22 protein-coding genes are annotated in these 20,201 nt (G+C 70.5%); 12 read left to right on the top strand and 10 right to left on the bottom strand.

The window, feature by feature from the left end; genetic code table 11:
• The first annotated feature begins 72 nt into the window (after nucleotides 1–72).
• Nucleotides 73–1,299, top strand: coding sequence for a formaldehyde dehydrogenase, glutathione-independent (gene fdhA / locus AB0N66_RS03515; RefSeq protein WP_365427988.1), 1,227 nt, complete (start codon nucleotides 73–75; stop codon nucleotides 1,297–1,299).
• A gap of 66 nt (nucleotides 1,300–1,365) precedes the next feature.
• Here the strand turns inward: fdhA and AB0N66_RS03510 are convergent, their stop codons facing one another.
• Entirely contained in the window at nucleotides 1,366–1,794 is a 429-nt protein-coding gene (locus AB0N66_RS03510; RefSeq protein ID WP_365427985.1) for a VOC family protein, read from the bottom strand.
• A 97-nt stretch (nucleotides 1,795–1,891) separates the two neighbouring features.
• On the opposite strand from AB0N66_RS03510, the gene AB0N66_RS03505 reads away from it, so the two are divergent.
• Nucleotides 1,892–2,800 (top strand): pseudouridine-5'-phosphate glycosidase, encoded by a 909-nt coding sequence (locus AB0N66_RS03505; RefSeq protein ID WP_365427982.1) that lies wholly within the window; start codon nucleotides 1,892–1,894, stop codon nucleotides 2,798–2,800.
• On the top strand, nucleotides 2,797–3,744 hold the full coding sequence (locus AB0N66_RS03500) for a sugar kinase (RefSeq protein ID WP_365427979.1): 948 nt from the start codon (nucleotides 2,797–2,799) through the stop codon (nucleotides 3,742–3,744). Before AB0N66_RS03505 ends, AB0N66_RS03500 begins: the two co-directional genes overlap by 4 nt.
• A gap of 71 nt (nucleotides 3,745–3,815) precedes the next feature.
• Here AB0N66_RS03500 and AB0N66_RS03495 read toward each other — a convergent pair whose 3' ends face one another.
• On the bottom strand, nucleotides 3,816–4,610 hold the full coding sequence (locus AB0N66_RS03495; protein ID WP_365427976.1) for a methyltransferase domain-containing protein: 795 nt from the start codon (nucleotides 4,608–4,610) through the stop codon (nucleotides 3,816–3,818).
• Between the two features lie 213 nt (nucleotides 4,611–4,823).
• Between AB0N66_RS03495 and corA the strand changes: the two genes are divergently transcribed.
• Nucleotides 4,824–5,951: a magnesium/cobalt transporter CorA gene (gene corA / locus AB0N66_RS03490; RefSeq protein ID WP_365427973.1), complete on the top strand. Its 1,128-nt coding sequence runs from the start codon at nucleotides 4,824–4,826 to the stop codon at nucleotides 5,949–5,951.
• 151 nt (nucleotides 5,952–6,102) lie between these two features.
• Here corA and AB0N66_RS03485 read toward each other — a convergent pair whose 3' ends face one another.
• The 4 genes from AB0N66_RS03485 to AB0N66_RS03470 all read right to left on the bottom strand — a co-directional run bounded on the left by AB0N66_RS03485 (nucleotide 6,103) and on the right by AB0N66_RS03470 (nucleotide 8,237).
• Nucleotides 6,103–6,531, bottom strand: coding sequence for a CBS domain-containing protein (locus tag AB0N66_RS03485; protein WP_365427970.1), 429 nt, complete (start codon nucleotides 6,529–6,531; stop codon nucleotides 6,103–6,105).
• A gap of 194 nt (nucleotides 6,532–6,725) precedes the next feature.
• Nucleotides 6,726–7,121, bottom strand: a complete 396-nt coding sequence (locus AB0N66_RS03480) for a PPOX class F420-dependent oxidoreductase (RefSeq protein WP_365427967.1) — start codon at nucleotides 7,119–7,121, stop codon at nucleotides 6,726–6,728.
• Nucleotides 7,122–7,180: 59 nt separating this feature from the next.
• Entirely contained in the window at nucleotides 7,181–7,822 is a 642-nt protein-coding gene (locus AB0N66_RS03475; protein ID WP_365427965.1) for a uridine kinase, read from the bottom strand.
• 10 nt (nucleotides 7,823–7,832) lie between these two features.
• Complete coding sequence (locus AB0N66_RS03470) at nucleotides 7,833–8,237, bottom strand: helix-turn-helix domain-containing protein (protein WP_365427962.1); 405 nt, start codon at nucleotides 8,235–8,237, stop codon at nucleotides 7,833–7,835.
• Between the two features lie 98 nt (nucleotides 8,238–8,335).
• Between AB0N66_RS03470 and AB0N66_RS03465 the strand changes: the two genes are divergently transcribed.
• The 4 genes from AB0N66_RS03465 (at nucleotide 8,336) to AB0N66_RS03450 (ending at nucleotide 12,380) form a co-directional block, all read left to right on the top strand.
• Nucleotides 8,336–9,109 carry an NAD(P)H-binding protein gene (locus AB0N66_RS03465; protein WP_365427959.1) on the top strand — a complete coding sequence of 258 codons (774 nt, stop codon included), beginning with the start codon at nucleotides 8,336–8,338 and terminating at the stop codon, nucleotides 9,107–9,109.
• 84 nt (nucleotides 9,110–9,193) lie between these two features.
• Nucleotides 9,194–9,886, top strand: a complete 693-nt coding sequence (locus AB0N66_RS03460) for a DUF2293 domain-containing protein (protein WP_365427956.1) — start codon at nucleotides 9,194–9,196, stop codon at nucleotides 9,884–9,886.
• Between the two features lie 351 nt (nucleotides 9,887–10,237).
• Nucleotides 10,238–10,717, top strand: a complete 480-nt coding sequence (locus AB0N66_RS03455) for an anthrone oxygenase family protein (RefSeq protein ID WP_365427953.1) — start codon at nucleotides 10,238–10,240, stop codon at nucleotides 10,715–10,717.
• Nucleotides 10,718–10,889: 172 nt separating this feature from the next.
• On the top strand, nucleotides 10,890–12,380 hold the full coding sequence (locus AB0N66_RS03450) for a glutamate synthase subunit beta (RefSeq protein ID WP_365427950.1): 1,491 nt from the start codon (nucleotides 10,890–10,892) through the stop codon (nucleotides 12,378–12,380).
• Between the two features lie 113 nt (nucleotides 12,381–12,493).
• On the opposite strand, the gene AB0N66_RS03445 is transcribed toward AB0N66_RS03450, so the two are convergent.
• Nucleotides 12,494–12,994, bottom strand: a complete 501-nt coding sequence (locus tag AB0N66_RS03445) for a carboxymuconolactone decarboxylase family protein (RefSeq protein WP_365427947.1) — start codon at nucleotides 12,992–12,994, stop codon at nucleotides 12,494–12,496.
• Between the two features lie 47 nt (nucleotides 12,995–13,041).
• Here AB0N66_RS03445 and AB0N66_RS03440 point away from each other — a divergent pair, with 47 nt between their 5' ends.
• The gene (locus AB0N66_RS03440) at nucleotides 13,042–14,457 is read left to right on the top strand and encodes a PLP-dependent aminotransferase family protein (RefSeq protein WP_365427944.1); all 1,416 of its coding nucleotides are present in this window, start codon (nucleotides 13,042–13,044) and stop codon (nucleotides 14,455–14,457) included.
• A 75-nt stretch (nucleotides 14,458–14,532) separates the two neighbouring features.
• Here AB0N66_RS03440 and AB0N66_RS03435 read toward each other — a convergent pair whose 3' ends face one another.
• The 3 genes from AB0N66_RS03435 to AB0N66_RS03425 form a co-directional block, all read right to left on the bottom strand.
• The gene (locus AB0N66_RS03435) at nucleotides 14,533–15,336 is read right to left on the bottom strand and encodes an SAM-dependent methyltransferase (protein WP_365427941.1); all 804 of its coding nucleotides are present in this window, start codon (nucleotides 15,334–15,336) and stop codon (nucleotides 14,533–14,535) included.
• Nucleotides 15,337–15,488: 152 nt separating this feature from the next.
• Nucleotides 15,489–15,752, bottom strand: a complete 264-nt coding sequence (locus AB0N66_RS03430) for a DUF397 domain-containing protein (protein WP_365427938.1) — start codon at nucleotides 15,750–15,752, stop codon at nucleotides 15,489–15,491.
• Nucleotides 15,753–16,613, bottom strand: coding sequence for a helix-turn-helix transcriptional regulator (locus AB0N66_RS03425; RefSeq protein WP_365427936.1), 861 nt, complete (start codon nucleotides 16,611–16,613; stop codon nucleotides 15,753–15,755).
• Nucleotides 16,614–16,815: 202 nt separating this feature from the next.
• On the opposite strand from AB0N66_RS03425, the gene AB0N66_RS03420 reads away from it, so the two are divergent.
• The 3 genes from AB0N66_RS03420 to AB0N66_RS03410 all read left to right on the top strand — a co-directional run bounded on the left by AB0N66_RS03420 (nucleotide 16,816) and on the right by AB0N66_RS03410 (nucleotide 20,115).
• Nucleotides 16,816–17,487, top strand: a complete 672-nt coding sequence (locus AB0N66_RS03420) for an ATP-binding protein (RefSeq protein WP_365427933.1) — start codon at nucleotides 16,816–16,818, stop codon at nucleotides 17,485–17,487.
• Nucleotides 17,484–17,936 carry a hypothetical protein gene (locus AB0N66_RS03415; protein WP_365427930.1) on the top strand — a complete coding sequence of 151 codons (453 nt, stop codon included), beginning with the start codon at nucleotides 17,484–17,486 and terminating at the stop codon, nucleotides 17,934–17,936. The genes AB0N66_RS03420 and AB0N66_RS03415 overlap by 4 nt, the downstream gene beginning before the upstream one ends.
• Nucleotides 17,937–18,252: 316 nt before the next feature.
• Entirely contained in the window at nucleotides 18,253–20,115 is a 1,863-nt protein-coding gene (locus AB0N66_RS03410; protein ID WP_365428464.1) for an ABC transporter ATP-binding protein, read from the top strand.
• The last annotated feature ends 86 nt before the right edge of the window (nucleotides 20,116–20,201 follow it).

Raw genomic sequence — 20,201 nt, 5'->3', positions numbered from 1 at the left:
TGGTAGCAGACTCGGATGTGCGCACAGCCGCTGGCGTCCGAAGCAACGGGGCTGAAAGGACGGCGATCAGGCATGAGCGGAAACAGGGCAGTCGCGTATCTCAAGCCGGGTGCGGTGGAGGTCAGGACCATCGACCACCCGACGCTTGAACTGCAGGACGGGCCAGGAGTGGCACCCGACAACATCGGTCGCAAATGCCGGCACGGGGTCATCCTGAAGGTGCTCGCCAGCAACATCTGCGGAAGTGACCAGCACATGGTGCGGGGCCGCACGACCGCGCCCGAGGGGCTGGTCCTCGGACACGAAATCACCGGAGAGGTACTGGAACGCGGCCCGGACGTCGAGTTCATCGAGGTCGGGGACATCGTGTCGGTGCCGTTCAACATCGCCTGCGGGCGGTGTCGCAACTGCAAGGAGCAGAAAACCGGCATCTGTCTGAACGTCAACCCGGCCCGGCCGGGGGCCGCTTATGGGTATGTCGACATGGGCGGCTGGGTCGGCGGACAGGCCGAGTACGCCATGGTCCCGTACGCGGACTTCAACCTGCTGCGGTTCCCCGACCGTGACCAGGCACGGGAGAAGCTTCTCGATCTCACCATGCTGTCGGACATCTTCCCGACCGGCTTCCACGGCGCGGTCACCGCGGGCGCCGGGGTCGGTTCGACGGTGTACGTCGCCGGGGCGGGCCCGGTCGGTCTCGCCGCCGCGGCTTCGGCGCAGCTCCTTGGTGCCGCGGTCGTCATCGTCGGGGACCTCAACACCGAACGCCTCGCCCAGGCGCGGAGTTTCGGCTGCGAGACCATCGATGTGTCACGTGGCAGCGTGGAGGACCAGATCGCGCAGATCCTCGGAGAGCCCGAGGTCGACGCGGCCGTCGACGCGGTCGGCTTCGAGGCCAGGGCCCACGGCCCGAACGCCCAGGAGGCTCCCGCGACCGTCCTCAACTCGCTGATGGGCATCACGCGCGCGGGCGGCGCCCTCGGCATACCCGGGCTGTACGTCACGGACGACCCCGGAGGGATCGACCAGGACGCCCGGACAGGGACGCTGAAGGTACGGCTCGGCCTGGGTTGGGCGAAGAGTCACCAGTTCACCACGGGCCAGTGCCCGGTGATGCGGTACAACCGGGGGCTCATGCAGGCGATCCTGCACGAGCGGGTGCACATCGCCAAGGCGGTCAACGCCACGGTGATCAGCATGGAGGACGCGCCGCGCGGCTACGCCGAGTTCGACCAGGGTGCCAGCCGCAAGTACGTGATCAATCCACATGGGGCCCTGGACGGCGTACGACCCGTCTGAGGTACTGAAAGGCATACGCCCAGCCGGCTGACAGGGGTGCCCACGCGCGTGGGCACCCCATGTGCGCTACTTGTAGTGCCGTGCCTCGAAGACGTTTCCGTCCGGGTCACGGAAGTAGAAGCTGCGCCTGGCCATTCCGCGGGCGCCGAAGGAGTCGTACGAGAAGTCCGAGACGGGGACGGACCGCTCCACCAGACGTGCTCGCAGCGCCGCGAAATCGTCCTCCTGGAGAGACAGGCATACGTGGTTGACCGGGTGACCGGCGCTGTCGGCGCCTCCAGGGACCATGTTCATGTGCGGCGCCATGGGGAGCGGCGCAAGGTCGAAAATGGTCTCTTCATTGAGGCGTACGGAGGGGAACGACGCCTTACCCGCGGCGAATTCGGTGACCCTCAGGGGTTCCAGGCCGACCGCCTTCTCGTAGAAGTCGGCCGAGGCGACCGGATCGCGCACCCAGAGGACGACATGGTCGAGACGTGCCGAGTTGTCCGTCATGCCCCCAGGCTGAGGGCGCGTGACAGCGGTCGCAAGGGTTTGACCTGGTGTGCCGCTCGCCAGAGATGAGGAAAGACGACCGACAGGAGGCAGGCGCGTGATCGTGGTGTCCGAAGAGGTGCGAGAGGCGCTCGACGCGCGCCGGCCGGTGGTGGCCCTGGAGTCGACGATCATCGCGCACGGGCTGCCGCGCCCGCGCAATCTACAGGTCGCCCTGGAGCTGGAGGATGTCGTACGGCAGGAAGGCGCCGTGCCCGCGACGATCGCCGTGCTCGACGGGCAGCCCCTTGTCGGACTGGACAAGGACCAGCTGGAGCGGGTCGCGAACGAGGACGGGATCCGCAAGCTGGGGCACCGTGATCTGCCCCTCGCGGTGGCGTCGGGGGCGAGCGGGGCGACGACCGTGTCCGCGACGGCGCTGTTGGCCGCCCGCGCGGGCGTACGGGTCTTCGCGACGGGCGGGCTCGGTGGGGTGCACCGGGAGTGGACGGTGACCCAGGACGAGTCCGCCGATCTGGGTCTGCTGGCGCGTACCCGGATCACGGTGGTGTGCGCGGGCGTCAAGTCGATCCTGGACGTCCCCGCGACGCTGCAGCGCCTGGAGACGCTGGGCGTGGCGGTGGCCGGGTACGGCACGGAACAGTTTCCCGGCTTCTACCTGTCCGACTCGGGGCACCCGGTGGAGTGGACGCTGCGGTCGCCCGGGCAGGTGGCGGATGTCATGCGCGCGCAGGACACGCTGGACGGTCCGGAGTCGGCGCTCATCGTCGCGAATCCCGTCCCTGTAGAGGAGCAGCTCGATCCCGTACTCCACGCGCGCGTGCTCGCCGACGCGCTGCACGCGTGCGAGGCGGAGGGTGTGACCGGGCAGGCCGTGACTCCGTTCCTGCTCGACTTTCTGGTGCGGCACACGGACGGCGCCTCGCTGAGCGCCAACCTCGCGGCGGTACGCGGCAACGTACGTCTCGCGGGGCGGATCGCGGCCGCCTGGGCCGGGGCGGCGTGAGCGGGACGGATCACGCGGCTGCCGGGCGTAACGGAAGCTCGGCCACGGGGGCGCTGCTCGTCATCGGCGACGTGGTCACGGACGTCGTCGCCCAGCATCGGGGGCCGTTGGCGGCGGGTACCGACACGGCCGCCACGATCCGGACCCTGCCTGGTGGAGCAGGCGCCAACGTCGCCTGTTGGGCGGCGCACGGGGGCTGTAAAGACGTGCGGTTGCTCGGCCGGGTGGGTGCGGACGCGGCCGCGTGGCACGAGCGTGAGCTGATGGCATCCGGCGTACGCCCTCTGCTCGTCGTCGATCCGGAGGCCCCCACGGGGACGGTCATCTGCCTGGTGGACACCGGCGCTTCGGCCGAGCGCACCTTCCTCACGGACCTCGGGTCCTCCCCACAGCTCGAACCCGGCAACTGGTCTCCCGCGCTGCTCGACGGGGTCACGCGGCTACACCTGTCGGGTTATCTGTTCTTCTCCGAGTCGGGCCGGGCTCTCGTGTCGGTGGTACTGCGGTCGGCACGCGCACGTGGCGTACCGGTGAGCCTGGACCCGGCGTCGGCGGGATTCCTCACGCAACTGGGTGTGGACCGCTTCCTCGCACTCGCGGAGGGCGTCGACATCCTGCTGCCCAGCCGCGACGAGGCCTTCCTGCTGACGGGACTGCCCGATCCGTCGGACGCGGCGGCCAAGTTGAGCCGCCTCGTCCCTCTGGTCGTCGCCAAGCAGGGCGGCGATGGAGCCCTGGTGGCCCGTTCGGGCGCCGTCCAAGCCCGTGTTCCGGCGTCGCCCGCCACACCCCGCGACACCACGGGCGCTGGTGATGCCTTCACCGGAGCCTTTCTCGCCGCCCTGCTCGCAGGCGCGGAGCCCGAGGAGGCCGCGGTGAAGGGGTGCGGGGCGGGGGCGATGGCGGTGGAGCGGGTCGGGGGGAGGCCGCCGACGGGCACGTGACCCTGCTCGGAGGGTGCCTGCCGGCACCCGAGAAGGCACCCGAACTGGACGCGTCAACCCCCCTCCCGCGCCTACCCCTTGCGCCCCCAGGCCGAGATCATCGGCGCTGTCGCCAGGTCCATCGAACCGGAGGCGACATTGGCCAGGTGGCGGTCGATGTCCTGGTGGGTGGCGAGGCCCGCGGTGACGAGCTGTTCTCTGATCTGACGGATCGTCGCGGATTCGAGGGCGGCGCAGGCGGGCGAGGTGACGGGGAAGTACGCGTCGGCCTCCACACCGCGCAGCCCTGCCTCGCGGAGCAGACGCGGGAGTTTGCGGCCGTATCCGAGGTCGGCGCCGCGCTCCCCGAGCAGGCTGCGCAGACCTTGGCGCAGCCGGTTCGCGAGTTGTTGCTCGGGGCCGTACTCGTCGAGGCAGAGCAGGGGCTGCAAGGCGGGATCGGCGTCCTCGACGAGGAGCCGGCCGCCGGGCCGCAGGGCCTTGATCATCGACCGCAACGCCTGCTCCCGGTCCGACACATGGACCAGCACGAGCCTGGCGTGCACGAGGTCGAAGCCGTCCCCCGGCGGCTGCTCGACACCCACGTCGTGGACGCGCACCTGGATCGGCGGGCGGGCGGCGGAGGCCACCCACGACGTGTCGATGTCGGTCGCGATGACCCGTCCGGTGGGGCCGACCTTCTTGGCGAGCCAGGAGACCACAGACGTGCCACCCGCGCCGACCTCCCAGCAGCGCCAGCCGGAGCCGATACCGAAGCGTTCGAGGTGCCGGAACGTCGTGGGGTCGAAGAGAGTGGCGGAGGCGTCGAAACGCTGCTCCACCCCGGCCTGCCGGTTGTCGAGGAGATACCCGTCGGTTCGCATCATAGCGAGATCATCCCATTTGACCGCCTTGTCACGAATCGTCGACGCTCCCGTTGTCGGCACTCACCGCAGCCGACATACCGGAACTCAGCGCAGCCGACGTACCGGAGCGGAATGTTCCGTTCCCACAGGCTTGTCCGGCGGTCGAACCGGCCTGGCAAACTGGCACGCCAAGGCGCAAAGTGCGGCGCGAGGGGATCCACGCAAGGAGTCCAGATGTCCATGGCAGGGAATCTGCGGAAGGTCACGGGCCTCGACAAGGTCAGCGGCCTCCGCAAGGTGGCGCGGCTGGCACGGCGACGCACCCGGGTCGACCTGAGCCACCCCGCCCGGTCCCCGCTGGGTTCGGCGGTAGTGAACTGCGTGGCTTACCAGGACGGCGCCAGAGTCCCCGGCGGCCGCGATCTGGTCGACACCGTGGAGCGGGTCCGCAAGAAGGACAACGGGTTCGTCTGGCTCGGTCTGCACGAGCCGACGGACCAGGAGTTCGCGGGCATCGCCGATCTCTTCGACCTGCACCCCCTGGCCGTCGAGGACGCGGTGGAAGCCCATCAGCGCCCGAAGCTCGAGCGGTACGACGAGACGCTGTTCGCCGTGTTCAAGACGGTCTGCTACGTCGAGCACAAGGAACTGACGGCGACCAGCGAGGTGGTGAACACCGGCGAGATCATGGTCTTCGTCGGGACCGACTTCGTCATCACGGTGCGACACGGAAGGCACGGGTCGCTGGGCCCGCTGCGCGAGGAGCTGGAGGCCGATCCCCAGCAGCTCTCCAAGGGCCCGGCCGCGGTACTGCACGCGATCGCGGACCATGTGGTCGACGACTACGTGAGTGTCACGGACTCGGTCCAGGCGGATATCGACCAGGTCGAGGCCGACGTCTTCGCCGAGAACGGCGCTCGGGCGGACGCGGGCCGCATCTACCAGCTCAAGCGTGAACTCCTCGAACTGAAGCGGGCCGCGGTTCCGCTCGCCCGCCCGGTCCAGGAGCTCGCCACCCGCCCGATACGGGTGATCGACCCGGAGATACAGGCCTATTTCCGCGACGTCTCCGACCATCTGCTGCGGGCCACCGAGCAGATCGCCGCCTTCGACGAGCTGCTCAACTCCATCCTGCAGGCACACCTGGCGCAGGTCACGGTGTCGCAGAACGAGGACATGCGGAAGATCACGGCGTGGGCGGCCCTCATCGCCGTACCGACGATGGTCTGCGGGGTGTACGGCATGAACTTCGAGCACATGCCGGAACTGCGCTGGACGTTCGGCTACCCACTCGTCCTCGGCGTGATCGCCACGATCTGCCTCGTCCTGTATCGGGGGTTCCGGCGCAGCGGCTGGCTGTGAGACCTCAGGCGCCTCTCGCCCGGCGCGGCCGACCGGACGAGAGTGCGCACTGGGAAACGAACGAGCCCGCGGGAACGGGCAGATCGCTTGGAGGAGGACCGGCGCGGCGGAAACCTCGCCGGGACTTGTCGGATCGGGAGGATCGACGAGGTCAGCTCGTCGCGCTCCTCGCATAGACGCTCTCGACCCAGGCGGCGAGTTGTTCGTCCGTCAGGTGCTGGGCCAGGTCGGCCTCGCTGATCATGCCGACCAGGCGCTTGTTCTCGATCACGGGAAGCCGGCGGATCTGGTGCCCCTTCATCTCCTGGAGCACCTCGCCGACATCGGCGTTCGAGTCGATCCAGCGCGGGGTGCCGTGGGCCATCTCGGCCGCGGTGACCCGTGCCGGGTCGTGGCCCATGGCCACGCAGCCGACGACGATGTCGCGGTCCGTGAGGATGCCGCAGAGCCGTTCGTTCTGGTCGCTGATGGGCAGGGCTCCCACGTTGAGCTCGCGCATCAGCTGGGCGGCGCGGTCCAGGGTCTCGTGGGCGGGAATCCACTGGGCACCACGGTGCATGATGTCTCCGGCGGTGGTCATGAAGTACCTCCCGGTGCCGGGCGGCCGGCGCGGCGCGGAAAGCACCGCTAGTCCCGGCGCCCTACATTCTCGCCGCGCCCCCGGAGAAACGCACCCGGAAGTTCCCGTTTCGGGTCAGCGTTCCCGTTTTCGCATCAGAGCTCCCTGTTCCGGGTCGCAGTTCCCGGTTTCGGGTCGCAGTTCCCGGTTTCAGGTCAGGCGGAGAATCCGACGATCTTCTGGGGGACGACACGGATGATCACGCGGACCTCGTCGTCCTTCTCCGCCGGAGGGTCGATGCCGAGGTACTTGTGGGAGAGCTCGTACGGGAGGCGCTTGGCGTCGTCGGGGAGGATCTCGGCGGTGCCTCGGATCTCCACCGAGGTGTAGGGGTTGGCGAGGTCGAAGACCGAGAGGCTGATGCGGGGGTCCCGCTGGAGGTTGCGCACCTTCTGGCGTCCGGCGGTGGAGGAGAACAGCACGGTGTCGCCCTCACGTTTGATCCAGACCACCGAGTTCTGGGGAGCACCGCCGGGGCCGAGGGTGGCGACGCTGGCGAAGTTCTTGGCGTCGAGGAGGGTGCGGACCGATTCACCGAAGGAGAGCGTCATGACCATCAGCATAACTACATGCACGTGCATACAGAAGGGTTTTGGGTGACTGGTCGCGCTCAGCCGTTCCACGCGGGATGACGTGGATCGTCGGCGCGTACCAGGACGTCAGCCGCGGCGCCCGGGTCCGTCTCGGTCTCGTAGCGCGCGAAGGCGGGGAGGGTCCAGTGCTCGGCCTCGGGGGTGCGGCGACGGAGTGCGCCCGGAGAGAGGAGCACGTGGACGCTGAGGTCGAAGGGGAACCAGTGGCGAAGGAGAAAGGGGCCGTGCAGCAACAGAGGGCTGTTGGGCGGGAGTTGGACGTACGGGCTGCGGGTGGCCCGGTCGGTCGCCGGATCCCAGAGGTCGGGCAGGACGCGGCCGTCGCCGCCGGGTTCGAGGGGGCCGAAGACCTCACGCCACAGCGCACCGGTGTCGAACCAGCCGTCGTAATACGACTCCGCGTCCTCGCGGCCGTATTCGAGCCGCACCGACGACGGACGCAGGAAGCCCTCCGTACCGACTACGAGCGAGGACCGGCCCCGTATGCGGAGCGCCTCGGAGACGCGGTGCGCGAGTTCGCCGGGGCGGGCGGCCGGGGCTCCGTCGAAGGCGATGCGCGGCCAGGGGCTGCCGTCGTCCGGTTTCAGGTCGAGCAGCCGCTCGGCGAGGAGGTCGCCGAGCCGTTCCCAGGTGATCGCTTGGAGTCGCACATGCCCCATGATGCCGCGATCAGGAGGCGTTCTCGTGAGCGTCGCGGGCTGCGAGGAGTTGCGGGAGGTGCGTGGCACTCCAGGTGCGGGCGGCGTCGAGGAGGGGGATGAGGGTGCGGCCGAGGGAAGTGAGGGCGTATTCGACGCGGGGCGGGTTCTCGTCGTACGCGGTGCGGGTGACCAGTCCGTCGCGTTCCATGGCGCGGAGAGTCTGGCTGAGGACCTTGGGGGTGACAGCGCGGAGGGGTACGCGCAGTGCGGTGAAGCGGCGCGGGCCGCCTTCGAGGCAGCGGATCACCATGCCTGTCCACTTGTCCCCGATCCGGAAGGGCATCGCTCCGGACGGGCACACGGGGTCGAACAAATCGGAGGGGAGGCTCTCGGCAGGTACCAGTCGCTGCTCGGTTCGTGACGGCTCGGTCATCGTTCGAGGCTAGCGCCGATTTCGTTGAAGTAACCGGTATCCCGTGCATACCGTCCAGGTCAGGCAGTGAAATGCGCCGCCTGGCAAGGGGGTTGGGCATGGCTGGGATCGTCGTGTTCGGAGCGGGTGGGCGCGCGGGGCGGGCGGTGACGGACGAGGCGCGGCGGCGGGGGCACCGGGTGACGGCCGTGGTGCGGGAGCCGGGCCGGTATCCGGAGCTCGGGGCGGACGGTGTCTCGGTCGTACGGGGTGACGTCATCGATCCGGTGTCGGTTGCCGGGGTGGTCGGCGGGCATGCCGCGGCCGTGCACGCCGTATCGCCGTTCAGTGGTCCGGAGCGGGGATTCGACTCGCTCGACCCGGAGTTCTTCGTCAAGGCCGCGGACGCGCTGCTCGGCGGGCTCGCCGGGGCGGGAGTGCACCGGCTCGTCGCCGTCGGACTGTTCGCGAACCTCGTCGGGGCGGACGGGCGGGCGGTGATGGACGATTCGGAGGCCTTCCCGGCGGAGATCCGGCCGTTCGCGCTGGCGCACGCGGAGGGGCTGCGGCGACTGCGGGACGCCGCAGTCGAGGAGGCGGCGGACCGGGAGCAGGCGGAGAGGGAGGGAGGGTGCAAGGAGGGAGTGGGCAGGGAGAGGGCGGGCAGGGAGGGTGCGGCCGGCGTCGACTGGGTGATGCTCACGCCGCCCGCCCGGCTGGAGTACGGCGCCCCGCGCACCGGACGGTACCGGTTCGGGGGCGAGACCGCGCCGGACGGTACCGCGCACCTGTCGTACGCGGACCTCGCGGTGGCGGTGCTCGACGAGATCGAGGCGCCGACGCTGCACCGTACGCGGGTGTCGGTCTTCAACGAGGGCTCACCCCCGAGGTGACTCCGATGCCCCCTCGCAGGCGTCGGCTTGGGGATAGCCCGTCGGTGACGTAGGTCCCGGGCGGACGGGGGGAATGAACCGCGTATGACGCTGACCGCAACTCCCCCGCACCGCGCCGGACTTCTCGTCGTCCAGCCGCTCAAGAAGCGGCAGTGCGCCGAGTGCCGGACCGGGCCGCTCGCGTTGCTGGTGCTGGAGGAGGGGGCGCCGCGGTGTCTGGACTGCGCGGATCTCGGGCATCTGGTGTTCCTGCCGCGGGGCGACACCGCGCTGACACGGAGGTCGCGGGAGGAGAGTGCGTTGTCGGCGGTGGTGGTGAGGTTCAACCGGCGCAGAAGCCGGTACGAGCGGCAGGGAGTGCTCGTCGAGGAGGCGGCGCTGGCCCGGGCGGAGGAGCGGTGCCTGGCGGATGCGGAGGCGCGGCGGCGGCGCCGGGCTCGGGACGCGCGGCGGCGGGAGGCGGAGGATCTGCGGTTCACGGACGCCTTCGCGCGGGAGATCCGTCGGAGGTTTCCGGGCTGTCCCGCCGGGCGGGCGCGGGACATCGCCGTGCACGCCTCGGTGCGTGGGAGTGGGCGGGTGGGGCGCAGCGCTGCGGGGCGCGCGCTGTCGGAGGGCGCGGTGGCCTCCGCGGTGCGGGCGTCTGTGCGGCACGCGGACACGCCGTACGACCAGTTGCTGATGAGCGGAGTGCCTCGGTATGAGGCGCGGCGGCGGATCGCTGCCGTGGTGGAGGCCACGGTGCGCGGGTGGCATGCGGGGCAGGCGTCGCCGTGACGGACACGTGCGGCCGCTTCACCGCGCGGGCCGTCATTCCCCGGCCACCTCACCCGCGCCGGCGTAGAGGCGGTTTCTCGCCCCCTCCGCCCCTGCCCGTCCCGTATCCGGGGGCTCCGCCCCCAGACCCCCTTATCGCGCTGAACGCGCTCGTCCTCAAACGCCGGACGGGCTGAAAGCGCCGCCCCACGGGTGGGTGGGGGATCGGGATGGGTCACCTGGACGCTCACGCATGGCCTCGCGCCCCTCGGCCATGGTCACCGTCGACGTACGGGTTTTCACTAGTGGTGACAGTCAGTGGTGGCTGGTGATGTGCAGGATCTTGGGCTTCGGGTCGATGTGGGAGTGGACATGATCGATGGGCCGTACTTCGTGCTGACGTTGCTGGGTGTGCTCGGCTGTGGGCTGGTGGCCGGGGTGTTCTACGGGTTCTCGACGTTCGTGATGAGGGGGCTCGCCGAGCTGCCTCCCGCACAGGGGGTCGCGGCGATGAAGTCGATCAATGTGGTCGCCTTGCGCCCCGCGTTCATGCTGGCGTTCATCGGGTCGGCGCTGCTGTGCGCCACCGTCGCGATGGTCACGTTCGTGCTGTTGCCGGACGAGGGGACGGTGGAGCTGCTGCTGGGCAGCGCGTTGTATCTGTTCGGGTGCTTCGGGGTGACCATCGCCGCGAATGTCCCCCGCAACGACGCGCCGGCCAAGATGGACCCCGGCAGCCCGGAGGCCACGGCGTACTGGCCCACGTACGTACGCGAGTGGACGATGTGGAACCACATCCGCACGGCCGCCGCGGCCGCCGCGTCGATCGCCTACGTCCTCGCCCTCGCCTGAGCCACCACCAGCACGGGGAAGCGGAGCAGCAGGCGGAGGCCGCGAGCTGAGCGGCGGGGCCCACGGCGGCGACGTATCGTGGCGGGAAAGGAGTGCCGCCCGGAGGCCGTGGGCCGAAGACGTCCGACGGCCGCGCGGCCCCGTGCCCGCCGCGTACGTAAGGGAGACGGCCATGGCCGATCCCAAGGGATTCATGACCACACCGCGCGAGGAGTACCCGCGTCGGCCCGTCGAGGAACGGGTGCGGGACTGGAACGAGGTGTACGTCCCCGGAGCGCTGCTGCCGATCATCAGCAGGCAGGCCGACCGCTGTATGGACTGCGGTATCCCCTTCTGCCACGACGCCTGTCCGCTGGGCAATCTGATCCCCGAGTGGAACGACCTCGTCTCCCGGGAGGACTGGCGAGCGGCGAGCGACCGGCTGCACGCCACGAACAACTTCCCCGAGTTCACCGGGCGGTTGTGCCCCGCGCCGTGCGAGGCGGGCTGCGTGCTCGCGATCAACCAGCCCGCGGTCACCATCAAGAACGTCGAGGTGGCCATCGCCGACCGCGCCTGGGCGGACGGGCTCACGCCGCCGCGCCCGCCGGACCGGCTCTCCGGGCGGACGGTCGCGGTCATCGGTTCGGGGCCCACCGGGCTTGCCGCGGCACAGCAGTTGACGCGGGCCGGGCACACCGTCGCCGTGTACGAGCGGGCCGACCGGATCGGCGGGCTCATGCGGTACGGGATCCCGGCGTTCAAGATGGAGAAGCGGCATCTGGACCGGCGGCTGGGTCAAATGCGGGCGGAGGGAACCAAGTTCCGTACGTCGACGGTGGTCGGGCGGGACATCGGGGCGGCGGAGTTGCGGGCGCGATACGACGCCGTGATCCTTGCCGTGGGCGCGACGGCTTGGCGTGAACTCCCGGTACCAGGGCGGGAGTTGCAGGGTATCCACCAGGCGATGGAGTACCTCCCACTGGCCGACCGGGTCTGCGAGGGCGACCTTGAGACGTCGCCGCTGTCCGCCGCCGGCAAGCACGTCGTCATCGTCGGCGGCGGGGACACCGGCGCCGACTGTCTGGGCACCGCCGTGCGTGAGGGCGCGGCGTCCGTGACCCAGCTGGACATCTATCCGCTACCGGAGGCGGAGCGCGACCACGACGCCGAGCCCTGGCCGACGTACCCGAAGATCTACCGGCTCTCGGCCGCGCACGAGGAGGCCGACGCGCTGGAGACGGCGCCCACGGCGCACGCGGACGCGCGGCTCTTCGCGGCGTCCACGCTCCGCTTCACCGGGGACGCGGCGGGGCATGTCCGCTCGCTGCACCTCGTCGAGGTGGACGCCGGGCGCCGCCCGGTCGACGGTTCCGGGCGGACACTCCCCGCCGACCTGGTGCTGCTCGCGCTCGGCTTCTCCGGGCCCGACCGCAATGACGGCCTGATCGACCAGCTGGGCCTGGCTCTCGACCCGCGAGGCACGATCACCCGCGACGCGGAGTTCGCGACGAACGTCCCCGGGGTGTACGCCGCCGGGGACGCGGCCCGCGGCCAGTCCCTCATCGTGTGGGCCATCGCCGAGGGCCGCGCGGTGGCGGCCGCGGTGGACCGCCGTCTGACGGGCGGCGACTCGCGACTGCCGACGCCGATCGGGCCGTACGACCGCCCGATGACCGCGTAGCGGCACCCGTCGACCACGTCCGTCGGCCACGTCCGTCGGCCACGTCCGTCGGCCACGTCCGTCAGTCACGTCCGTCAGTCACGTCCGTCAGCCACACGCGCCGACCACACGCGTCAGCGACGCTCGTCCGTGCCCGCCACCTTCGCCGTCGACAGCGCCACCCGGTTCCAGGTGTTGATCGTGAAGATCAGGGCCAGGACGTGGGCCAGTTCCTGGTCGTCGAAGACGGCGGCGGCCTGCGCGTAGACGTCGTCCGGGACGCCTCCGTCGGCGACCAGGGTGACCGCCTCCGTGAGGGCGAGAGCGGCGCGCTCCTTCTCCGTGAAGAAGTGACGGGCCTCGCGCCACACCGCGACCAGGTGCAGCCGGTCCTCGCTCTCGCCGGCCTTGCGGGCGTCGTTGGTGTGCATGTGGAGGCAGTACGCGCAGTGGTTGATGTGCGAGGCGCGGATCTGGATGAGCTCGACGAGGGCGGGGTCGAGCCCGTCGCGGGCCGCCGCGTCGAAGCCGATGAGCGCCCGGAAGACCTTCGGGGCGGACTTGGCGAAGTCGAGGCGGGCGTGGCCGGTCACGGCCGCCTGAGCGGCCTCCGCAGTGTTCGTGTTCGTCGTCATGACCATGAATCTACGGTGCGGAAAGACCCGCTGTAGGGTGCATTTCCGTGGAAAAAACATGGGTCAATTCTGCGGAGCGGATCGGTGCTGACCTGCACCTGCAGCTGGATGTGGCCGGGTCCGGCGGGCGCCGGGCAGCGCTGATCGGTGCCCTGCGCGAGGCCGTACGCGGCGGCAGGCTCGTGCCGGGCACCCGGCTGCCGCCGTACCGCTCGCTCGCCGCCGACCTGGGCGTCGCGCGCAACACGGTCGCCGACGCGTACGCGGAGCTTGTCGCGGAGGGCTGGCTGACCGCCCGGCAGGGTTCGGGCACGCGGGTCGCCGAGCGCGCCGAACCGCTGGGCGCCCCCTCGCGCGTACCGAAAAGGGCACCTTCACGCGCGCGTGGACCCCGGCACGACCTGCGGCAGGGCACACCGGACGCGTCGTCCTTCCCGCGTACAGCCTGGCTCGCGTCCTACCGGCGGGCCCTCCAGCAGGCGCCCAACGAGGCCTTCGGGCCCGGTGATCCCGCGGGCCGCGTCGAGCTGCGGCACGCCCTCGCCGAGTACCTGGCACGCGTGCGTGGCGTGCGCACGGAGCCGGGGCGGATCGTGATCTGCTCCGGTTTCGCGCATGCCCTGCGGCTGCTCTTTCCCGCGGTTCTACGGGGCCCACTCGCCGTCGAGTCGTACGGCCTCGGCTTCCACCGCGAGCTGTTGGCCGCCGCGTCCGTCCGGACCGTGCCGCTGCCCCTGGACGAAGACGGCGCCCAGGTGGGCGAGTTGGGCCGGGAACGGGCCGTACTGCTCACGCCCGCGCACCAGTTCCCGACCGGCGGTCCGCTGCACCCCGAGCGGCGTGCCGCCGTGATCGACTGGGCACGCGCGCGTGGCGGAGTGATCCTGGAGGACGACTACGACGGGGAGTTCCGCTACGACCGCAAGCCGGTCGGTGCCGTGCAGGGCCTGGACCCGGAGCGGGTCATCCACATCGGCTCGGTCAGCAAGAGCCTGTCGCCCGCGTTGCGGCTCGGCTGGATGGTCCTTCCGGAGCGGTACGTCGATGCCGTGCTCGCGGTCAAAGGTGAGCGGGAGGCGTGGGTGGGCGTACCCGATCAGCTCGCGCTCGCCGACTTCATCGTCTCCGGGTCGTACGACCGCCATGTGCGGCGTATGCGGCAGCGGTACCGCGGGCGCCGTGACCGTCTGGTCGCCGCGCTCGCCGCGCGGGCCCCGCACATCGAGGTCACCGGCGTCGCGGCCGGCCTGCACGCGGTGCTGCGGCTGCCGCCGGGGACCGAGCAGTCGGCCGTCAAGGCCGCGGTCTGGCAGGGCGTGGCGCTCGACGGGCTGGGCGAGTTCCGGCACCCGGAGGCGGTGATGCCGGCGCCGGACGGGCTCGTCGTGGGGTACGCGACGCCTGCCGAGCATGCCTACGGGGCGGCAGTTGAGGCGTTGTGCGGGGTGTTGCCACCAGGGTGACCCCGTCGGCCGCCAGGCAGACGGGGCCGGCTCAAGCCCGAGTCACGCGCCGCACAGGGCCGGCTCAACCCGGAGTCACGGCTTGCGCCCCACCGCCGAGTACCCCGGCACCGGCTCGTCGCCCTCCGTCACGATGACCACGCCCAGTTCCGGCTTCCAGTCGGCGAGCAACACGACACCGGGCTCGACCAGTTCGAGGCCGTCGAAGAAGCGGGCGATCTCCGCGCGGCCCCGCAGCGCCATGGTCAGGCCACGCCTGCGGTACAGCTCGGCCGCCGTGGCCGCCTTCTCCTCGTCGAACTCGCCCGAGGCGTGGGACAGCATCAGGTAGCTGCCGGAGGGAAGTTCGGCCATCAGGCGGTCGACGAGTTCGTAGGCACCGTCCTCGTCGGGGATGAAGTGCAGCAGTGCGACGAGCGAGAGGGCGACCGGCTGGGTGAGGTCCAGGACTTTCCGGGCCTGTTCGAGAATCATGTCCGGATCCCGCACATCGGCCTGGACGTACTCGGTGACGCCCGCGTCCGTGCCGCGCAGCAGGGCCGCCGCGTGGGCCAGCACGATGGGATCGTTGTCGCAGTAGACGACGCGTGCGTCGGGTGCGACCCGCTGGGCGATCTGGTGGAGGTTGGGCTCGGTGGGTATGCCCGTGCCGATGTCCAGGAACTGCCGGACACCGCTCTGGGCCAGCCAGCGGGTGGCGCGGTGCATGAACGCGCGGTTGACCTGCGCCATGACCGGCACCCGGGGATCAACGGCGAGGAGCTGCTTGGCCATCTCCTCGTCCACGGGGTAGTTGTCCTTGCCGCCGAGGAACCAGTCGTACATCCGCGCGGGATGCGGCTTGCTCGTGTCGATCTCGATGGGGCCCTGCCCGGTCATGACGGTCTCCGTAGGTCCATACCGTATTGAGTGCCGTGGTGAATGCCGTGGTAAGTGCCGTGGCAAGTGATCAAGTCAGCACAAAGACGGCGATCAAGTCGGCACCAAGATTAAGGAGTTGAGACAGAAGTAAGCAGAGGAGCACAGCCCGATCAGGACAGCAGGAAGTCCGCCTCACCGGCCTTGGCGCCCTGGATGAACGCGGTCATCTCGCCGGGCGTATAGATGAGTGCGGGCCCGTCCGGGTCCGCCGACTGGCGGACCGCGATGCGCCCGTCCGCGAGCTTCATTGCCTCCAGGCAGTTGCCACCGTTGCCGCCGCTCCACGGCTTGTGCCAGCCCTCGCTGCCCAGTTCACGGGCGGGCATTCCGTTGTAGATGCGCGCGTTGCGTATCCGCGACCTCATGCGTTCCATTCACAGCTCCTTGCGGAGATCCCGGAGGATCTCCTTCGTGCGATGTGCAGTAGCGGCCTGAGCCGCCATGCGGTCCATGACCTCGAGGTGGGTCGCCACCTCAGAGCGCGCGTCCAGGTAGACGGCGCCGGTCAGGTACTCGCTGTAGACCATGTCCGGGAGTTCCGGCACGGCGAAGCGGAAGAGCACGAAGGGCCCGTACGTGCCGGGGTGCGGTCCCGAGGAGAACGGGAGCACCTGCAGGGTCACGTTGGGCAGCTCCATGGCCTCGAGCAGCTTGTCGATCTGGGCGCCCATCACCTCGGGGCCGCCGATGGGGCGGCGCAGGGCCGTCTCGTCCATCACGGCCCAGATCCGGGGGGCGTCCGCGCGGGTGAGCAGATCCTGGCGTTGCATGCGCAGCGCCACATGCCGCTCGATGTCCTCGGGTCTGGTCTGGCCGATGGCGCCCGACTTCAGGACACCACGCGCGTACTCCTCGGTCTGCATGATTCCGGGCACGAAATGGGGTTCGTACTGCCTGATGAGGGCGGCCGCGCCCTCCAGGCTGACGTACATCGAGAACCAGCCCGGCAGGATGTCGTGGAACCGCTGCCACCAGCCGGGTTTGTTGGCGTCCTCGGCCAGCAGAACGAAGGCCTCGGCCTCCTCGTCACAGACGCCGTACGACTTCAGCAGGAGCTGGAGGTAGGGGATCTTGAGGGAGACCTCGGCCATCTCCATCCGACGAACCGTGGCGGGTGCGACCCGCAGGACGCGCGCGGCCTCCTCACGCTTGAGACCCGCGCGTTCCCGCAGGTCAAGCAGGCGCCGGCCCAGAACGACCTGGCCGACCGTCGGCGCGGACCGCGGTTCGCTCACGTCCCACCTCCATAAAGAGTCTGACAGCCGGTTCACAGTGTCCTGACAGCCCGGACGGCGCCGTTCGGGGTCCTTTTCGACGATCCCAACTGGCGCCGCTCGGCGTGCTGTTGCGAGCAGTGTGCCACGGGCCTCCACAGAGTCATACGGCACTCTGCATTTTTCATAGTGACTCTTGCCAAGTGTTCACGGCGGGGCGATAGTGGCAAGCGTGACTCCGTCCGTGCCCTTAGGAACAGACGCCGCCGAGGACTGCTTCGGTCCCGGCGCCGCCACCCAGGACCGGCTTGGTCCCGGTGCCGCCGAGGACCGATCCGGTCTCCGTGCCGCTGCGGGGCCCCGGCCCGGCGTGGCCGCCGAGCGCCGGTTCCGCTTCGAGCTGGCCGCACACCCGGGCTCCGTGGCCCGGGCCAGACGCCTGACCGACGCCTGGCTGTCCGGCTGGGCGGTGTGCGCGGACACCTGCGACACGGCGACTCTCGTCATATCCGAGCTGGTCACCAACGCCATCGTGCACACCGCCGGTGAGCGCGTCGTCTGTGAGCTGCATCACGACGACGACCTGGTGCGGATAGCCGTACGTGACGAGGGATGCGCTCCTGGTCAGCCGCGCCCCTGGCCTCAGCGGCCCGAGGAGGAGCACGGGAGGGGATTGCTCCTCGTCGATGCTGTCTGCAGAGCCTGGGGAGCTCAGGAGACCGGGCCCGGGCTGCTGGTGTGGGCGGAGCTGGAGCACTCGACCGACCGCCCTTCGCCCGACCGGTACGACGCGGACACCGAGGCCCGGTCCGACCTGGGGTGGAGCGCGAAGAAGCCGACGGCCGACGGCCGGGGCACCGGGACGGAAGCGTCCTGGGGAACGGGGGCCGAATGAGTGCCAGGGGTACGTCGGCCGCGGGAGCCGGAGCGCGGGTTCTGAGCCTGGACACCATGGTCCGCCTCAAGCGCGCCCAGCGGGCGCCCGGCCCGATCAGACGTCTCCCGGTGCCCGAGGACATGACCGTGCCGCTGGGCTGCGACGCGGTGTCCGTGCCCGCCCGGTTCGGACCGCTGCTGCTGCCGCGGCTGCCCCGCGTGGGCTGTGTCTACGCCGACCGGGCGAACTGGTGGTGGATCGTCCCCTCGGACTCCGACGTCGCCCTGGACTGGCCGGCCCCCGCGCACTACGCCACGGGCGCGGTCATACCGGACGCGCCCGACACTCCCGGGCTCATCCACAAGCCCGCCGGCACCGTTCCGTACACCCCGCCGATCCCGCTCTATCTGGCCGTGTGCCGGGTCATCGGCACGACACCCGTTTGGTCGCGTCCGATCAGCGCGTAGGGCCTGGCTCAGCGCCGTAAGCCCTGGCTCGGCACATAGGAGCTGGCTCCGCGCGTAGAGCCTGGCTCAGCGCGTGGGCCACGCCCAGAGACACCACCGCGCACTCCGGATGCCCGGACGTGACCGAAGTGCATCGGTTGCCGTGAAACTCCTTGGCCGCCCCGGGTGGAGCGCCCCGTTCCTGGGGAATGCACCGTGCGTCCACTCTCGGGGGAGGCCAACGGTGCGGAAATGGGCGAAGAAGCGGCGCGGCGACGACGAACCGGCCCCCTCCGAATCGGAGCATCTGCTCTTCGGCGGCCCGCTCCGCTACGACATGGGCTGGTCCCAGCACGCCGACGCGTTCCTGGAGCTGAACTTCCGCGCCATGGTGACGCGGCTGCCGTCCCTGCTCGCGTCCAGTTTCCGGCTCGCCTGGAAGGCGGACCGCCGCGCCGCCCGTATCGTGCTGGCCGCCGAGCTGTCCCGCGGCGCGGCGCAGGCGGTGAGTCTGCTGGCCGTCAACAGCGTGCTGGGGCGGCTGATGGCGAGCGGCCCGGTCGAGGACCGGCTGAGCGGCGCGCTCCCGGCGCTGGTCACGGTCGCCGCCGTGATGCTGATCGCCGCGCTGTTGCGGGCCGCGTCGACTTACGCGACGGGCCGGCTCGAACCGAAGGTCGAGCGGGTGGCGACCGAGCTGTATCTGGAGCGGGCGGCGGCCGTGGAACTGGCCGCGATCGAGGACGACGCCTTCCACAAGCTGCTGGACACCGCGCAGTACGGCGCCCAGTCCGCCCGGCGCATGATCACGATCGCCACCCGGGTCGTGAACGCGATGATCTCCCTGTGCGCGGCGGCGGGCGTCCTGACCGTGCTGCACCCCGCGCTGCTGCCGCTGCTCGTCACGATGACGCTGCCGAGCGCCTGGAGCGCGCTGACGATCGCCCGGCGCCGCTACGAGTCGTTCCACACCTGGGTGCAGCACGCCCGCGCCGGACACCTGATCAGCAGCCTGCTCACCGAGCCCGCCGCGGCTCCGGAGATTCGCGTGCACGGCGTCGGGCCGTTCCTGCTGCACCACTTCCGTTCGATGTCGGAGGCCGCCGAGGCGGAACAGTCGCGCCTGGCCAGACTCTCGGCGCGCACCGGCCTGATAGCGGCGGCCTGGACCGGCCTCGCCACCGTGGCGACGTACGCGACCCTCGGCGGACTGCTGCTGGGCGGCGCGATGGCACTCTCCGTCGCGGGTACGGCGGTGATCGCGATCCGCACGGGTTCGGGGAGCCTCCAGACACTGGTCCTTGAGGTCAATTCCCTCCACGAGGACGCCCTGTTCGTCGGCGACCTGCAGCGCATGTACGTCGAGGCGGCCGAGCGCGCGATCCCGGAGGGCGGTGAACCGCTCCCCGACGATCCGCGCGAAATCCGCTTCGAGAACGTCACGTTCACCTATCCGGGCACCTCGGTCAGACCCGCACTGGCGGACGTGACCCTCAGTCTCCCGCTCGGCAGGATCGTGGCGCTCGTCGGCGAGAACGGCTCGGGCAAGACGACCCTGGTGAAATTGCTCGCCGGGCTGTACGCGCCCCAGCACGGCCGGATTCTGTGGGACGACGTCGACACGGCGACCGCGGACCGGCACCAGCTCGCCGAGCGCATCGCGATGGTGGCGCAGGACTTCAAACGGTGGCCGTTCACGGCCCGCGTCAACGTCGCGGTCGGCCGCGCCTCGGCGCCGCTCACGGACGAACGACTCGCTTCATCGGTCGCCGAGGCCGGGGCGGAGGACGTCGTGGCCGATCTGCCCCGCGGTCTCGACACGCTGCTTGGCCGCGGCTTCAGCGGCGGGCACGAGCTGTCGGGCGGGCAGTGGCAGCGGCTCGGCATCGCGCGGGCCGCGTACCGGCGCGGCCGCATCCTGATCGTGGACGAACCGACGGCGGCACTCGACGCCCGGGCCGAGCTGGAGGTGTTCGAGAAGATCAGGGCGCTGGCGGGCACCGGCCAGACCGTCATCCTCATCACGCACCGGCTGGCGTCCGTGCGCCACGCCGATCTCGTACACGTCCTCGACCAGGGCCGCCTCGTGGAGTCCGGCAGTCCGGCGGAACTCCTGGCCACCGGGGGCGTCTACGCGGAGCTGTACTCGCTCCAGGCGGAGCAGTTCACGTCGAAGGTCGCCGGCAGGGAGGCCGGCTGATCGCCGGGCTACCAGGGAGCCGGTTGGCTCGTCATCGCCACCAGGGAGCCCGGTGACTTGCCGTCGCCACCAACGAGCCCGTTGAT

Origin of the sequence: Streptomyces sp. NPDC093544 (assembly GCF_040683495.1) — a bacterium.
GTDB lineage: Bacteria > Actinomycetota > Actinomycetes > Streptomycetales > Streptomycetaceae > Streptomyces.
Note: the sequence above shows the minus strand (reverse complement) of the source record. Positions and strands in the feature narration are given on the sequence as shown.

Bases quoted from the DNA above. Each gene is read 5' to 3' on its own strand.
- fdhA (WP_365427988.1), top strand. From the start codon at position 73: ATGAGCGGAAACAGGGCAGTCGCGTATCTCAAGCCGGGTGCGGTGGAG.
- AB0N66_RS03510 (WP_365427985.1), bottom strand. From the start codon at position 1,794: ATGACGGACAACTCGGCACGTCTCGACCATGTCGTCCTCTGGGTGCGC.
- AB0N66_RS03495 (WP_365427976.1), bottom strand. From the start codon at position 4,610: ATGATGCGAACCGACGGGTATCTCCTCGACAACCGGCAGGCCGGGGTG.
- corA (WP_365427973.1), top strand. From the start codon at position 4,824: ATGTCCATGGCAGGGAATCTGCGGAAGGTCACGGGCCTCGACAAGGTC.
- AB0N66_RS03485 (WP_365427970.1), bottom strand. From the start codon at position 6,531: ATGACCACCGCCGGAGACATCATGCACCGTGGTGCCCAGTGGATTCCC.
- AB0N66_RS03480 (WP_365427967.1), bottom strand. From the start codon at position 7,121: ATGACGCTCTCCTTCGGTGAATCGGTCCGCACCCTCCTCGACGCCAAG.
- AB0N66_RS03475 (WP_365427965.1), bottom strand. From the start codon at position 7,822: ATGGGGCATGTGCGACTCCAAGCGATCACCTGGGAACGGCTCGGCGAC.
- AB0N66_RS03470 (WP_365427962.1), bottom strand. From the start codon at position 8,237: ATGACCGAGCCGTCACGAACCGAGCAGCGACTGGTACCTGCCGAGAGC.
- AB0N66_RS03465 (WP_365427959.1), top strand. From the start codon at position 8,336: ATGGCTGGGATCGTCGTGTTCGGAGCGGGTGGGCGCGCGGGGCGGGCG.
- AB0N66_RS03460 (WP_365427956.1), top strand. From the start codon at position 9,194: ATGACGCTGACCGCAACTCCCCCGCACCGCGCCGGACTTCTCGTCGTC.
- AB0N66_RS03455 (WP_365427953.1), top strand. From the start codon at position 10,238: ATGATCGATGGGCCGTACTTCGTGCTGACGTTGCTGGGTGTGCTCGGC.
- AB0N66_RS03450 (WP_365427950.1), top strand. From the start codon at position 10,890: ATGGCCGATCCCAAGGGATTCATGACCACACCGCGCGAGGAGTACCCG.
- AB0N66_RS03445 (WP_365427947.1), bottom strand. From the start codon at position 12,994: ATGACGACGAACACGAACACTGCGGAGGCCGCTCAGGCGGCCGTGACC.
- AB0N66_RS03435 (WP_365427941.1), bottom strand. From the start codon at position 15,336: ATGACCGGGCAGGGCCCCATCGAGATCGACACGAGCAAGCCGCATCCC.
- AB0N66_RS03430 (WP_365427938.1), bottom strand. From the start codon at position 15,752: ATGGAACGCATGAGGTCGCGGATACGCAACGCGCGCATCTACAACGGA.
- AB0N66_RS03415 (WP_365427930.1), top strand. From the start codon at position 17,484: ATGAGTGCCAGGGGTACGTCGGCCGCGGGAGCCGGAGCGCGGGTTCTG.
- AB0N66_RS03410 (WP_365428464.1), top strand. From the start codon at position 18,253: ATGGGCTGGTCCCAGCACGCCGACGCGTTCCTGGAGCTGAACTTCCGC.